Below are 13,743 nucleotides of genomic sequence, written 5' to 3' on the forward strand. Positions count from 1 at the left end.
CGGAACTTCACTCGGCTCGGGCGAGGACGACGGCGGCGTCCTTCGCGCCGTCGCCCCGTTCGGTCACCGCCGCGAACCGCCCCGCGGCGTGCGTCACCAGACCGGCGTCGAGGCCGTGCTCCCGCGCGGTCCGCTCGGCGAGCCGGAGGTCCTTGGCCATCAGGTCGGTCCGGAACGCCGCCGGCACCAGCCGGTTCTCGCGCACCAGCGCGGCCCGGAAGCCCAGCACCGGCGAGCTGAAACCGCTGCCCGCGATCGCCTCGAGGAGCCGGTCGCGGTCGACCCCGCCCGCCGCACCGATGTCGAGCGCTTCGGCCAGGCCGGCCAGCTGCACGCCGAGCAACGCGTTGAACGCCAGCTTCGCGCTCGCGCCCGACCCGGTGCCGCCGATGTGCCAGGTGTGCTTGCCGATCACGCCGAGCAGGTCCGCCACCTTGGCGACGTCGGCTTCGTCGCCCGCGGCGAGCACGCGCACCTCACCGGACCTCGCCTGGAACGGGTTGCCGATCAGGCAGGCCTCCACCCGCGACACCCCGGCTTCGGCGAGCCGCGCCGTGCAGCCGCGGGAGAACTCCGGGGAGACGGTGGAGGCGTCGACGACCACCGCGCCCGGCTTGAGGCCGTGCACGGCGCCGTCGTCGCCGAACAGCACCTCGTCCACGGCTTCGGGGCCGCTGAGGCTGACCAGGACCGTGCCGGCGTCGGCGACGGCAGCCGCGGGCGTCGCCGCGAACCGCGCGCCGCGGCCGGTCAGCGGGCTCGCCTTGGCCTCGGTCCGGTTGAACACCGAGACCGGCCGGCCCGCGTCGAGCAGCCGGTGGGCGAGCCCCGACCCCATCGCGCCGAGGCCCAGGCACGCGATCGTGGTGTCCGGTTCCGTCATGACGGCTCCTTGTCGAGAGAGGTGATCCAGGTGGCGTCGAGGGTCCCCAGCGCGGCGACGCTGGCCGCGCCGGTGAACACGGTCTTGCCGTGCCCGCGGAGGGTGACCGACAGGGGCCCGGCGTCGGTGTCGACGACCGTCGTGCCCCAGGCGCCTTCCGCCCGCTGGCGGGCGGCCGCGGCGGCGCACACGGCCGTGCCGCACGAACGCATCTCGCCCGTGCCCGGTTCGTACACGCGGGTGCGCAGCCGGCCGTCGGCCAGCACGTTGACCCAGGTGATGTCGAGGTCGGCGTCGCCGAACCCGGGGCCGGCCAGCACGGGTTCGGCCGACAGGTCGAGCGTCTCGACCGGCGTCGTCACGAAGCACACGAGGTGCAGGTTGCCGAGCGAGATGACGCTGCCCGGGTACTCGCGCCCGCCCAGCCGGACCGACGCCGAGCCGAGGAACTCCGGCGGCAGCAGCTCGATCGACGTCGTGCCGCGGTCGTCGATGACGGTCCGCTTCGCGCCGACGCTGGTCCCGATCCACACCTCGCCCGGCGCGATCAGGCCGGCGTCGAGCAGGTAGCGCGCGACCAGCCCGAGCCCCGGCCCGCACATCGGCGCGACCGTGCCGTCCGGGTTGCGGCAGTCCATGAACCACTCGGCGGCGCCGGCCAGCGCCGGATCGGCGAACTCGGTGCGCACCAGGCGGAGCACGCCGTCGCCGCCGAGGCCGCGGTACCGGTCGCACAGGCCGCGCACGGCGTTCCCGGTCAGCCGGACGTCGTCGTCGGGATCGATCAGCAGCACGAAGTCGTTGCCGCCGCAGAAGCCCTTCGCGTACCGCGGCCCCCGGTCAACCGCCGGCGGCGACACGGCGCTCCTCGGCGGACGCACGGGCTTCGAGGAAGTCCGTGAGGTCGAACAGCCGCAGCGCGTTCCCGGCGAGGACGTCCTGGACCTCGGCCTCGCCGATCGGGAGGTCGCGCACGGCCTGGACCTTGTCCTCGAACTTGACCGGGATCGGCGGCGCGTCGGTGCCGAAGACGATGTGCCGGGCCCCGAGCAGGCGCAGGTTCGCCTCGTGCAGGCTGGGGTGGTCGAAGGTGGTGTCGACGTACAGGCGGGCCGCCAGCTCGCTGGGGCGCAGCGACGACGCGGTCCGGTGCAGCTCCGGCACCGGGGCGCCCGCGGCGTCGTCTTCGCCGCGGTTCTGCGTCGTACGGTCGTCCCAGTGCCGCGGCCGGACCGCCCAGTCGATGCGGTCGGCGAACAGGCTGAAGGCGCCGCCCGAGTTCGCCGAGATGAAGTTGAGCGACGGGTGGCGTTCCAGCCGGCCGGACAGCACGAGGGCGGCGAGCCCGAGGGTCGCGTCGCACGGACGGCCGAAGATCTCCAGCAGGCCGTAGTTCGCGATGTCCCGGCAGCTCGCGGGCATCGGACCGGCGTGCAGCAGGATCGGCACGCCGGCCTCTTCGGCCATGGCGAAGAAGGCGTCGGCGCGCGGGGAGTCGAGGTACTCGGCGTCCGCGCTGAAGTTCGCGATGAGCCCGACGAAACCGGGCTCCCGCAGGGTTTCCGCCGCGGCGGCGATGCTCTTGTCGTCGCCGAACACGTCGCAGTAGACGTAGGCGCGCAGATTGCGCCACCACTTCCGCACGGTCTCGCCGAGCCAGTCGTGCAGCGCGCGCAGCTGGTCGAACGGCTGCTGGTAGCCGAACGGCTGCCGGTACCCGGCGAACCGGTCCGCGGGCGCCATGGTCCGCGCGCCGCTCGGGCTGCCGACGATGGTCAGCTCGATGCCGGCCGCCGCCTTGGCCTCGATCATGCCTTCCACGTCGACCAGGCTGCGGGGCATCGGGGCGCGCTCGGCCGCTTCCGCCGAGATGATGTGCCCGTGGACGTCGATGATCATCGCGCGATCGCTCCCGTCGGGTCCTGGGCGGGCTTGCGGAAGTACAGGCAGCGCATCGCGGAGTCCGCGAAGAAGGTCCGGAACCCCTCGGGGGTGCTGAGGTCGGCGGGCTTCTCGAGGTACTGCTGCAGCGCGCGGTCGATCTCCGCGTGCGTCGACTCCATGGACTTCTGGCGCAGCAGCTCGGGCAGCGGGCCTTCGAACTCCATGACGCGCACGACGAGGTTGTCGCGCAGGAAAACGGCGGTCGCCAGCATGCGGCCGACCACATTCCCGTCGTCGCCGGTTATTTCCAGCGAGTCCGGCGGGGGATAGCGCAGGAGCAAGTTCTCGACTTCGTTCCTGCATTCCCGGCGAAACGTCCAGGCTATCGCCGCAACCTGCGTCATCTGATCACCTCTTGGAGTTCCCGCGAGTTCTCGCAGCGGATCGGATCCGTGCCCCACTGAGGCAAGGATGGGCACGGCGCATCCGGCTGGCCAGGCAATCGGGGCAACTGCCGCCGAAACTGCCGATCGGCGCCACTACTTCCGCCAGAACCACATGGCCGGGCTCGCCACCCGGTGTTTAGCTTTGGCGCGTGACGGTATCGAAAGACGAGGCGAGCACTGCCCACGACTTTCGTCGAGCGGCAGTCGGGCAAATGGCGAACGACGGCGTGCACCGCACCTTGCACGAATTGTGGGAGCACGCGGTGCGGCGGCACCGGCACCGCACCGCGCTGATCGCCGGCGGCGAAGTCCTTTCCTACGACGAGGTGAACACCCGGGCGAACCGGCTGGCGCGGCTGCTGGCCGACCACGGTGCCGGACCCGAACGCGTGGTGGCGCTGGCGCTGCCGCGGTCCGCGGCGATGGTGACGAGCGTGCTGGCCGTGGCGAAGGCGGGTGCGGCCTTCCTGCCCGCCGACCTCGCGTACCCGGCCGAGCGCGTCGCGCACATGCTGGCCGACGCCGCGCCGGTGGTGGTCTGCACGACGCGCGCGGGCGCCGCGGCGTTGCCCGGAACCGGTGTGCCGCTGGTGGTTCTCGACGACGAGGGTCCGGCCGAAGCGCTGAAGAGGCGCGCCGGCACCGACCTGACCGACGGCGAGCGCACCGGAGGCGTCTCCGCGGCGAGCCTGGCCTACGTCATCTACACGTCCGGGTCGACGGGCCGGCCCAAGGGCGTCGCGGTGACGCACACCGGGCTGGCCGGCCTGGCGAGGGCGAAGGTCGCGGCGATGCGGGTCACCGAGGACAGCCGGGTCCTGCAGTTCGCGTCCCCGAGCTTCGACGCGTTCCTGACCGAGCTCCTGTCCGCGTTCACCGCCGGGGCCGCACTGGTCGTCCCGTCGGCGCCGACATTGGCCGGCGAGGCGCTCAAGGCGGCGCTGCTGGACGGGCGCGTCACGCACGCGGTCCTGCCGCCGACCGCGGTCGCGACGCTGGCCCCCGCGGACTTCCCCGAGCTGCGGACCCTCGTCGTCGCCGGCGAAGCGTGCCCACCGGATCTCGTCGCGCGGTGGGCGCCGCACGTGCGGCTGCTCAACGCCTACGGGCCGACCGAGGGCACGGTGTGCGCCACCATGACCGGGCCGCTCGCGCCGGGCGAGCCGGTGACCATCGGCACCCCGATCGCCGGGGTCTCGGTGTACGTCCTCGACGGCGAGCTGCGGCCGGTGCCGGCCGGCGAAATCGGCGAGCTGTATCTCGGCGGTGCGGGGCTGGCGCGGGGTTATCTCGGCCGGCCGGCGTTGACCGCCGAGCGGTTCGTCGCCGACCCGTTCTCGACGCCGGGCGCTCGCATGTACCGCACCGGCGACCTCGGCTCGTGCCGCGCGGACGGCGCCATCGTGTTCCACGGCCGCGTCGACGACCAGGTCAAGCTCCGCGGCTTCCGCATCGAGCTCGGCGAGGTCGAAGCGGTGCTCACCCGGCACCCCGCGGTCGCCCAGGCCGCCGCGGTGGTCCGGGACGACGGGGCCGGCGGCCGGCAGCTGGTCGTGCACGTGGTCCCGGCGGACGGGAGCGCGCCTTCGCCGGACGAACTGCGCGCGCACGCGAGGGAGTTCCTGCCCGACCACATGGTCCCGGCCGCCTACCCCGCGATTCCGGCGATGCCGCTGTCGCCGAACGGGAAGGTCGACCGGACCGCGCTGCTCGAGCGGGAAGTCCGGCCGCGCTCGGGCGGCCGGCCGCCGGAGACCGCCGCCGAGAAGGCGATCTACTCGATCTTCCGCGAGCTGTTCGAGGGCGCGCCGATCGACGTCGGCAGCAACTTCTTCGAGCTCGGCGGGACCAGCATCCTCGCCATCGACGTCATCCTGCGCGCGCAGGAGGCCGGCCTGGAGCTCTCGCCGCGCAGCGTCATCGACAACCCGACCATCGAAGCGCTGGCCGCCGCCGCCCGGAGCGAAGCATGACGACCCGACCGATCGCCGACCCCGCCGCGCTCGCCGACCTCGACCTGGCTTCGCCGACGCTGCACGCCGAACACGAACTGGACGAGGTGTGGCGGCACCTGCGCGCCCACGACCCGGTCCACTGGCAGCCGCCGCGCGAAGGACAACGCGGGTTCTGGGTGATCACCCGGTACGCCGACGTCAACCAGGTGTACCAGGACAAAGCGCACTTCGGGACCGAGAACGGCAACGCACTTGCCACGTTGCTGCACGGCGGGGACTCGGCGTCGGGGTCGATGCTGGCGGTGACCGATGGCGAGCGCCACGACAAGGTCCGCGGCGTGCTGAAGAAGGGCTTCTCCAAGCGGATGCTCGACCTCATCGGGCATTCCCTGCAGGAGACCGTGGACGGGCTGCTGCGCGGCGCCCTCGAAAAGGGCGAGTGCGACGCGGCCCGGGACGTCTCGTCCAACGTCCCGCTCGGCGCGATCTGCGACCTGCTGGAGATCCCCGACGACGACCGCAAGTACCTCCTCGACTTGACCGCGCACGCGTGGAGCTCGGACTACGCCGACGAACCGCCCGAGGAGAGCTGGGTCGCCAAGAACGAGATCCTGCTGTACTTCAGCCGCCTGGCCAAGGCCCGCCGCGGCGCGACCGGCGACGACATGGTCACGCTGCTCGCCAACTGCCACATCGACGGGATGCCGCTCAACCAGGCCGAACTCATGGCGAACTGCTACGGCCTGATGATCGGCGGCGACGAGACCGGCCGGCACGCGATCACCGGCACGATCCTGGCCCTGATCGAAAACCCCGGCCAGTGGCGGGCGCTCAAGAACGGCGACGTCGACCTGGCCACCGCGACCGAGGAGGCCCTGCGCTGGACGGTGCCGTCCCTGCACGGCGGCCGGACGGCGACCGCGGACGTCGTGGTCGGCGGCCGGGAGATCAAGGCCGGGGACGTGGTCAGCGTGTGGATCTCCTCGGCCAACCGCGACGAGACCGTGTTCGCCGACCCCGACCGGTTCGACCTCGCCCGGACCCCGAACCACCACTTCACCTTCGCGTACGGGTCGCACTACTGCCTCGGGCACTACCTGGGGCGGATGGAGGTCCGCGCGGTGCTCGACGGGCTGCGCCGGCTGGTGTCCGAAGTGGAGCAGACCGGTGAAGAGAAGTGGATCTACTCCAGCATCCTGCACGGGATGAGCTCCCTGCCGGTCAAGTTCACCGCATGAACACTCCGGAGTGCGCCGGGGCCGCCGCGGCGGTGGCCGTCGTCACCGGCGCGGCGGGCGGCATCGGGGCGGTCACCGCGGAACTGCTCGCGGCCCGCGGTGTTTCGGTCGTCGCCGTCGACCGCGACGAGGGCGAGCTCGCCGCCACGGTGGCCCGGCTCGGGAGCACCGGCACGGGCATCGGCTGCGACGTCACCTCGGGCGATCAGGTGACCCGCATGGTGCGGCGGGTGGTGGCGGAGTTCGGGCACGTCGACGTCCTGGTGAACTGCGCCGGCGTCACCCGCGACCGGCTGCTGCTGACGATGTCCGACGACGAGTGGGACGCCGCCGTCGACGTCAACCTCGGCGGCACGATCCGCTGCTCGCGCGTCGTCGGCGAGCACATGAAGCGGCGGCGTTCCGGCCACATCGTCAACTTCAGCTCCGTGGCCGCCGACGGCAACGCGGGCCAGGCGAACTACGCGACCGCGAAGGCCGCCATCACCGGCTTCACCCGGGCGCTCGCCGCGGAGTTCGGCCCGTTCGGCGTCACCGTCAACGCCGTCGCGCCGGGCTTCGTCGCGACGGCGATGGTGGACGAGCTGGCCGACCGCCTCGACGTCGACCGGCAGGCGTTCCTCGACCGGGCGGGGGCCACGACCGCGCTGGGCCGCGTCGCCTCGGCCACGGACATCGCGGGTGTCGTGGCGTTCCTCGCCGGCCCGCGGTCGGGCTACGTCACCGGGCAGACCGTCTACGCGACGGGCGGCGACCGGTGATCTCCGGGTTCGGGTAGCCGGCCGGCGACGTGGTCGCGCAGCCGGTCGAGCACGTCGAGCAGGGTGGCGCGTTCGGCGTCGGTGAGGATGCCGAAGGTCAGCTCGGCGTGCGCTTCGTGCAGGGCTTGGATCTCGCCGAGGTGCTCGTGGCCCTTGGCGGTGATCTCGAGCCGCGTCGAGCGGCGGTCGCCGGGATCGTGGCGCCGCTCGAGCAGGCCCTCGTCCTCCAGGCCGTCGACCAGGGACGTGATCGACCGGCCGGTGACGCCGAGGCGGTCCTTGAGGTCGCCCATCCGCGGGGTGCCGGCCTCGTCGACGGCGAGCATCAGCAACACGCGGGACGGGGACCAGCCCCGCTGCTGGTAGGGCTGCCCGGCGAACCGCCGCAGCGCGTGCGTGGTGCGCATGAGCGCGTCACCCAGCCGCGCCCCGGTCGGCGGGCCCGCCGGTGGATTGTCGCTTGACACCCCCCGAGCATACCGGTAATCCTGACAAGCACAAATAACTCAGTCCGGATTGAAACTAATTTCAGGAGTGCGTGCATGGAAGCAACGGGGACGAGCACGGGCCCGCCGGGGACCGTCTCGCCGGTGAAGAAGAAAGCGTGGTTCAGCCGCAACTACAAGTTGCAGATGGCGGGCGCGATCATCTCGGCACTGGGCACGTCCGCCGCGCCGGTCGCGATGGCCTTCGCGATCCTCGACACCGGCGGCTCGGGGACCGCGGTCGGCCTGGTGTCCGCGGCGGGCACGGTGCCCGCGGTGCTGTTCTTCGTGATCGGCGGGGTGGTGGCCGACCGGCTGCCGCGCCACCTGGTCATCGTCGCCACGAACCTGGTCAGCACGGTCGCCCAGGGGCTGTTCGCCCTGGTGGTGTTCCTGGATGCGATCAAGCTCTGGGAGCTGATCGCGTTCTCCGCCGCCAACGGGCTCGCGATGGCCTTCCGGATGCCGGCCACCGAAGGCCTGCTGATGCGCAGCGTCGGCCGGGAGAACGCCAGCAGGGCGTTCGCCATCTTCCGGACCGGTCTCAACGGCGCCCAGGTCGCCGGCGCCGCGCTCGGCGGCGTGCTGGTGTCCGCTTTCGGCCCCGGCTGGGTGCTCGCGATCGACTCGGCCACGTTCGCCTTGACGTCGTTGCTCGCCTTCGCGATGGTGGCCGAAGGAACGCTGCGCAAGCGGGAAGGCCTGATCACCGAGCTGCGCGAAGGCTGGACCGAGTTCTCCAGCCGGAAGTGGCTGTGGAGCGTGACCGTGCAGTTCGGCGTGGTCAACGCCCTCGGCGTCGGAGCGTTCACGGTGCTCGGCGCGGTGGCCTCGGATCGTCAGCTCAACGGCGCGAGCGACTGGGGTTTCATTCTTTCGTGCGACGCGGTCGGCATGATCCTCGGCGGGTTGCTGATGGTGAAGCTGCGGCCGCAGCGGCTGCTGGTTTCCGGCGTCTCCGGCGCCGTGATGCTCGCGTTGCCGCTGGCGGCGTTCGCGGCCGACGCGCCGCTGCTGGTGATCTGCGCGGCGTCGTTGCTCGGCGGGCTCGGGGTGGAGATCTTCACCGTCAACTGGATGACCACGCTGCGGCAGGAGATCCCGCACGAGAAGTTCTCGCGCATCGCCGCCTACGAGGCGCTTTGCTCGTTCGGCCTCACCCCGCTCGGCGCGGCCGGCGCGGGCCCGGCCGCGGACCGGCTCGGGCTCGGCCGGACGCTGTGGATCGCCAGCGGCGCCATCGTCGCCACCACCGCGATGGTCCTCGCCTCGGCCGAGGTGCGGAAGGTCAAGCGCGCCCCGGACGACGGCACCCGCGGACCCGGCGGGCCGTTCGGCGGTCCCGGTGGGCCTGGCGGCCCGGGTGGTCCCGGTGGGCCGGGTGGGCCTGGCGGCCCGGGTGGCCCCGGTGGTCCGGGTGGACCTGGCGGTCCTGGTGAGCCGCCCCGCTGACCGCCGCGCCGCCCGGTGCCGATCCCCGCGGCACCGGGCGGCGCGCGGTTCTCCGCTCGGGCGGCCCGGGACCATTCCGGTGCACCAGTCACAACCCGGATAGCTTTACTTTCGTCTATCCGGATTGCGTGTAGCCTGAGCGGGTGTCGAGCGAAAAGACGCCGGGGCCCGTCCAGCCGGAGGGACCGCCGACCGGGGCGCAGCTGGCCGATGCGCTGATGCGCACCACGCACGCGCTGCGCCGGTTCGCCGGGCAGCCTTATCAGCAAAAGGGCTGGTCCACGTCGCGGGTGCTGCTGATGCTGGCCGTCGACGAGGCCGGCACCCCGCGGATGGGCGAGCTCAAGGACCGGCTCGGCGTCACGGGCCGGTCGATCACGTCCCTTGTGGACGGTCTGGAGGACGAAGGGCTGCTCAAGCGGTGCGACGATCCCGGTGACCGCCGGTCGACCCGGCTCGAGATCACCGCGAAGGGCCACGAGCACCTGAGTGAGATCAAGGCGCTGCACGACGCCCACGCGGAGAAGACGTTCGGCATCCTGACCGACGCCGAACGCGCCACGCTGGTCGACGTGCTCGGCCGGTTGCGCGACCACGTCGCCGGCCGGTCGCCCGAACCCGAGCGCTGAAAACGCGCCGACAATTCCCGACCGGCAGAAAACCCGCGTTAATCACCATTCCCGTTGCTCACGAGAATGATTCGTGCTCATGATGTCGGCATGGTTGATTCGATCGCGATCACGGCCGATCTTTCCGATCCGGAATTCCTGCAGAATCCCTATCCCGTCCTGGCCCGGCTCCGGCGCGAAGCTCCCGTCGCGCGCGTCCGGACCGCGTTCGGGTTCGACGCCTGGCTGCTGACGGAGTACGACCTCGTCCGCGAGTCGCTCGCCGACCCGCGGCTGGTCCGCAACGTGCCGGGGGAGGTGGACCCGATCCGGCAGGGGACCCCGGGCGGCGGCGCCGCGGTGGCCGGCCGCGACTTCGTCCCGCCGAGCGTCCTCGACACCGTCGACCCGCCGGAGCACACGCGGTTGCGCGCGCTCGTCCAGCCGGCCTTCACCGGCCACCGGATCGACGCGCTCGCCGGCCGGATCGAGACGGTGGTCGCGGCCCTGGTCGACGAGCTCGCCGAGACCCCGGAGTGGGACGTCATCCCGCGGATCGCCTACCGCCTGCCGCTGGCGGTGATCGGCGACCTGCTCGGCGCACCGAAGGGCGCCGACGTCGAACTGATGCGGATCACCGCCGGCCTGCTCGCGGAGGACACCGACGAGGACAGCTTCCTGGCCCACCGCGTCGCGCTGCACTCGCTGCGCGACTACCTGCTCGCGCTCATCGCCGAGAAGCGCCGGCAGCCCGGTCCGGACCTGACCAGCACCCTCGCCGAAGCCGTGCCGGCGGCGGACGAAGTGGCCGGGTACGAACTGGTTTCGCTGCTGGTCAACATCGTCGTGGCCGGCTACGTGACCACGGGCAACATGATCGGCAGCGGGGTGGCCGCCCTGCTTACGCACCCCGACCAGCTCGCCCTGCTCCGCGAAGACCGCGGGCACATCCCTTCGGCGGTCGAGGAGTTCGGGCGCATCGAGGCGCCGTTCACCTCCGTGCTGGCCTTCGCCGCGGAGGACCTGACCTACGGCCGGGTCCCGATCGAGCGCGGGGACGCGGTGATCGCTTCGCTGACCGCGGCGAACCGCGACCCCGCCCGGTTCGCCGACCCCGACCGGTTCGACATCACGCGCACCGACCCCGGGCAGCTCGCCTACAGCCGCGGCATCCACCGCTGCCTCGGCAGCCACCTCGCGCGCGTCGAACTCGCGGTCTTCCTCAAGCTGCTCCTCGACCGCTTCCCGGTGCTGGAACTGGCCTGTGCCCCGGAAGACCTGCGGTGGCGGGCCATCGGCGAGATCCGCGGGCTGCGGGCCGTGCCCGTCCGCACGGCCTAAGCCTCTCCGGCGTGGAACGGGGTCCGGGCCCGCAGGCCGGTCCAGTGGTGCTCGACGTAGCCGAGCGCGGCGGGCCGGTCGGCGGGCCCGGACGCGATCCGCCAGCCGGCCGGCACCGCGGCGAAGGCGGGCCACAGCGAGTGCTCGTTCGCGTCATTGGCCAGGACGAGGTAGCGGCCGTCATGGTCTTCGAACGGGTTGGTTCCCACGAAGTTTCCTTTCCCCAGCGGAGGTGTTCCCGGTTACGCGCCGACCAGGCCCTCGTCCTCCACCGCGACGAGGGCGTTGGCCCGGCGCACCGCGACGCGGTCGACCTTGCCCGCGGTGCTGACCGGGAACCGGCGCCAGCGCACGAACTTGACCGGCGCGTGCGTCGGCGTCATGTGCCGGGAAACGTGGTCCCGCAGGGCATCGAAGCCCGGCGGGCCGTCCGCGGCCAGCACCACCCCGGCGTGCAGCTCCTCGACGAGGTCCGCGCGGCGGTGGCCGTACACGCACGCGTCGACGACCCCGGGGTGGCCCACGAGCACCTTCTCGACCTCCGTCGGCGCGACCTTCGTGTCGTGCACCTTGACGACGTCGTTCATCCGGCCGAACAACCGCAGGTAGCCGGCGGCGTCGAAACTGCCGTAGTCCCCGGTGCGCACCCAGCCGTCGCGCAGCACCGCCGCCGTCAGCTCCGGATCGGCGGCGTAGCCCCGCATGCCGTACGGGCTGCGCACGGTCACCTCGCCGACTTCGCCCACCGGTACCTCCCGGCCGGTTCCCGGATCGCGGACGACGACGTCGATGTCGGGCCGCGGCCGGCCGACGGTCGTCCGCAGCGCAGGGTCGCCGTGGCCGTCGGCGGGCAGCATGGCGATCGGGCCGGCTTCCGTCGTCCCGTACGCGTAGTGCAGCACGCCCGGGAAGACGGCGAGCGCCTGCTCGACGCGCTCCGGCGACGCCGGGCAGCCGCCGTAGAGCAGTCCTCGCAGGGACGACAGGTCCGCCGAGCGCGCGGCGGGGTGGCCCGCCAGCTCGTAGAGGAGCGGCACACCGATGAACGTGTCCGTGATCCGGTGCTTTTCGATGTCCCGCAGGAACTCTTCCGGCTCGAACCGTTCGCGCAGCAGCACGCTGCCGCCGGAGGCCATCGCCACGTCGGCCAGGACGCCGCCGGTGTGGCTGGCGGCGCTCACCACGAGGAAGTGCTTCGGTTCGTCCGCGCCGGCGAGCACGAGGTCGTTCCACGCGGCGAAGGGCTTGTACACGCCTTTGGGACGGCCCGTGCTGCCGCTGGTGTAGATCACCGTCGAGCACTCGGGAGCCCGGGCCTCGAACTCCATCCGGAGGTGGCCGAGCGGCCGGCCGTCCACCGTGACCGTGTCGCGGATCGGCCGGCCCACCCCGCACAGGTGCGGCGGTTCCGGCAGCTGTGCGGCGATCTTCCCGATCCGCTCGGCGTTCGCGTCGTCGAAGACCACGAACGACGCGCCGGTCTCCCGGATCATCCGGGCCCGGGCCGCGACCGAGAGCTCGTGCGTCACGGTCCCGTGGTTGGCGCCGCTGATGTGCACGACGACGGCGCCGAGCAGGTGCGTGGCGTAGCGCGCCACCAGCATCCACGGGCTGTTCACCGCGGTCAGGACCGCGACGGTGGTGCCGGGGCCGGCGCCGGCTTCGTGCAGCGCCGACGCGACCCGCAGGACCGCGTAGCGCAGTTCGGCGGCGGTGAACGTCTCGTCGCGCCAGCGCAGGACCGGCCGGTAGCCGTCCGCGGCCAGTGCGTCCAGGATGCGTTCGACGTAGTGCCCGGGGGCCGCCGGCTCAGTGGCTGACATGGCTGTCCCACTTCCCGTTGGAGGTCTGGAGCTGCTGCCGGTCGAGGCCCCGGGGCGGGCGCGACCGGCCCGCGACGTAGGTGCCCTGGCCGGTGATCGCGTTCGCCCGGTCGTCGACCAGGAATTCCGCCACGTGCGCGACGCCCGCCGAGTAGGGCTCGGCGCCGTCGCCGGCCGGGCCCAGGCGCGGGCGGGGGTTCGTGGCGCACGCCAGCGGCGCGACGTAGTTCGCGGTGATGCCGAACGCCGCCAGCTCGACCGCGAGGGTCCGGGTGAACCCGATCAGGCCGGACAGCACGGTCTGCGCGTCGCGCCACTCGTCGTCCCCGGTGCCGGTGGCCAGGCCGACGTTGATGACCCGGCCCCACTTCCGGCGGGCCATGTGCGCCGTGGTGGCCCGGCAGCAGACGAACAGCGAGCGCAGCCGGCGCCGGACCGCGGCGATGTGGTGCTCGAGCGACGGCGACCGGTCGGCCCGGACGCCGAGCGGGACGCCGGTGACGAGGACGGCCGGTCCGCCGAGTTCGGCCCCGGCCACGCGTACCGCGCTCTCGAACGAAGTGCTGTCGGCGCAGTCGGCTTCGAGGGCGACGCACCGCCGGCCGGCCCGCGCGATCTGCCGCGCGGTCTCGTCGAACCCGGTGAGGTCGGTGTCGATCAGCGCGACGTCGAACCCGCCGCGGGCGAGCCGGACCGCGGCCGCCGGGCCGACGTCGTCGTGCGCGCCCGCGATGACGGCGACCCGGGTCACCGGGCACCCGGCTGCTGGATGGTGCGTCGCATGGCGATTCTTCCCGATCGTTCGAATGCCGGACCGTGCTTTCCGGCCAAGCTAAGCAACGCGCGACGAATCGGGCCATGCGGTTC

General features: G+C 72.6%; 14 protein-coding genes. 6 read left to right on the forward strand and 8 right to left on the reverse strand.

Annotation, left to right across the window (positions count from 1 at the left end; genetic code table 11):
• Positions 1–7: 7 nt before the first annotated feature.
• The 4 genes from ACERZO_RS02035 to ACERZO_RS02050 are packed head-to-tail and all read right to left on the reverse strand — an operon-like array spanning position 8 to position 3,171.
• Positions 8–883 carry an NAD(P)-dependent oxidoreductase gene (locus ACERZO_RS02035; RefSeq protein WP_372660717.1) on the reverse strand — a complete coding sequence of 292 codons (876 nt, stop codon included), beginning with the start codon at positions 881–883 and terminating at the stop codon, positions 8–10.
• Positions 880–1,743, reverse strand: a complete 864-nt coding sequence (locus ACERZO_RS02040) for a diaminopimelate epimerase (RefSeq protein WP_372660719.1) — start codon at positions 1,741–1,743, stop codon at positions 880–882. Before ACERZO_RS02040 ends, ACERZO_RS02035 begins: the two co-directional genes overlap by 4 nt.
• Complete coding sequence (locus tag ACERZO_RS02045; RefSeq protein WP_372660722.1) at positions 1,724–2,782, reverse strand: amidohydrolase family protein; 1,059 nt, start codon at positions 2,780–2,782, stop codon at positions 1,724–1,726. Before ACERZO_RS02045 ends, ACERZO_RS02040 begins: the two co-directional genes overlap by 20 nt.
• Positions 2,779–3,171, reverse strand: a complete 393-nt coding sequence (locus ACERZO_RS02050) for a SchA/CurD-like domain-containing protein (protein ID WP_372660725.1) — start codon at positions 3,169–3,171, stop codon at positions 2,779–2,781. The genes ACERZO_RS02045 and ACERZO_RS02050 overlap by 4 nt, the downstream gene beginning before the upstream one ends.
• A gap of 254 nt (positions 3,172–3,425) precedes the next feature.
• Here ACERZO_RS02050 and ACERZO_RS02055 point away from each other — a divergent pair, with 254 nt between their 5' ends.
• From ACERZO_RS02055 to ACERZO_RS02065, 3 genes are read left to right on the forward strand one after another with little or no spacing between them, the layout of a single operon-like run.
• On the forward strand, positions 3,426–5,186 hold the full coding sequence (locus ACERZO_RS02055; RefSeq protein WP_372660727.1) for a non-ribosomal peptide synthetase: 1,761 nt from the start codon (positions 3,426–3,428) through the stop codon (positions 5,184–5,186).
• Positions 5,183–6,406 (forward strand): cytochrome P450, encoded by a 1,224-nt coding sequence (locus ACERZO_RS02060; protein ID WP_372660730.1) that lies wholly within the window; start codon positions 5,183–5,185, stop codon positions 6,404–6,406. The genes ACERZO_RS02055 and ACERZO_RS02060 overlap by 4 nt, the downstream gene beginning before the upstream one ends.
• On the forward strand, positions 6,403–7,167 hold the full coding sequence (locus ACERZO_RS02065) for an SDR family oxidoreductase (RefSeq protein WP_372660733.1): 765 nt from the start codon (positions 6,403–6,405) through the stop codon (positions 7,165–7,167). Before ACERZO_RS02060 ends, ACERZO_RS02065 begins: the two co-directional genes overlap by 4 nt.
• On the opposite strand, the gene ACERZO_RS02070 is transcribed toward ACERZO_RS02065, so the two are convergent.
• Positions 7,143–7,634 carry a MarR family winged helix-turn-helix transcriptional regulator gene (locus ACERZO_RS02070; protein WP_372660736.1) on the reverse strand — a complete coding sequence of 164 codons (492 nt, stop codon included), beginning with the start codon at positions 7,632–7,634 and terminating at the stop codon, positions 7,143–7,145. The two genes, ACERZO_RS02065 and ACERZO_RS02070, sit on opposite strands and share 25 nt — an antisense overlap.
• A 75-nt stretch (positions 7,635–7,709) precedes the next feature.
• Here ACERZO_RS02070 and ACERZO_RS02075 point away from each other — a divergent pair, with 75 nt between their 5' ends.
• The 3 genes from ACERZO_RS02075 (at position 7,710) to ACERZO_RS02085 (ending at position 11,053) form a co-directional block, all read left to right on the forward strand.
• Positions 7,710–9,104, forward strand: coding sequence for an MFS transporter (locus tag ACERZO_RS02075; RefSeq protein ID WP_372660739.1), 1,395 nt, complete (start codon positions 7,710–7,712; stop codon positions 9,102–9,104).
• Positions 9,105–9,247: 143 nt separating this feature from the next.
• Complete coding sequence (locus ACERZO_RS02080) at positions 9,248–9,733, forward strand: MarR family winged helix-turn-helix transcriptional regulator (RefSeq protein WP_372660741.1); 486 nt, start codon at positions 9,248–9,250, stop codon at positions 9,731–9,733.
• Positions 9,734–9,823: 90 nt separating this feature from the next.
• Entirely contained in the window at positions 9,824–11,053 is a 1,230-nt protein-coding gene (locus ACERZO_RS02085; protein ID WP_372660744.1) for a cytochrome P450, read from the forward strand.
• On the opposite strand, the gene ACERZO_RS02090 is transcribed toward ACERZO_RS02085, so the two are convergent.
• The 3 genes from ACERZO_RS02090 to ACERZO_RS02100 are packed head-to-tail and all read right to left on the reverse strand — an operon-like array spanning position 11,050 to position 13,627.
• Positions 11,050–11,262, reverse strand: coding sequence for an MbtH family protein (locus ACERZO_RS02090; protein ID WP_372660747.1), 213 nt, complete (start codon positions 11,260–11,262; stop codon positions 11,050–11,052). The genes ACERZO_RS02085 and ACERZO_RS02090 overlap by 4 nt on opposite strands.
• 33 nt (positions 11,263–11,295) lie before the next feature.
• Positions 11,296–12,876: a class I adenylate-forming enzyme family protein gene (locus tag ACERZO_RS02095; protein ID WP_372660749.1), complete on the reverse strand. Its 1,581-nt coding sequence runs from the start codon at positions 12,874–12,876 to the stop codon at positions 11,296–11,298.
• The gene (locus ACERZO_RS02100) at positions 12,863–13,627 is read right to left on the reverse strand and encodes an SDR family NAD(P)-dependent oxidoreductase (RefSeq protein WP_372660752.1); all 765 of its coding nucleotides are present in this window, start codon (positions 13,625–13,627) and stop codon (positions 12,863–12,865) included. The genes ACERZO_RS02095 and ACERZO_RS02100 overlap by 14 nt, the downstream gene beginning before the upstream one ends.
• Between the last annotated feature and the right edge of the window lie 116 nt (positions 13,628–13,743).

This window comes from Amycolatopsis kentuckyensis (assembly GCF_041679295.1).
Lineage (GTDB): Bacteria > Actinomycetota > Actinomycetes > Mycobacteriales > Pseudonocardiaceae > Amycolatopsis > Amycolatopsis kentuckyensis_A.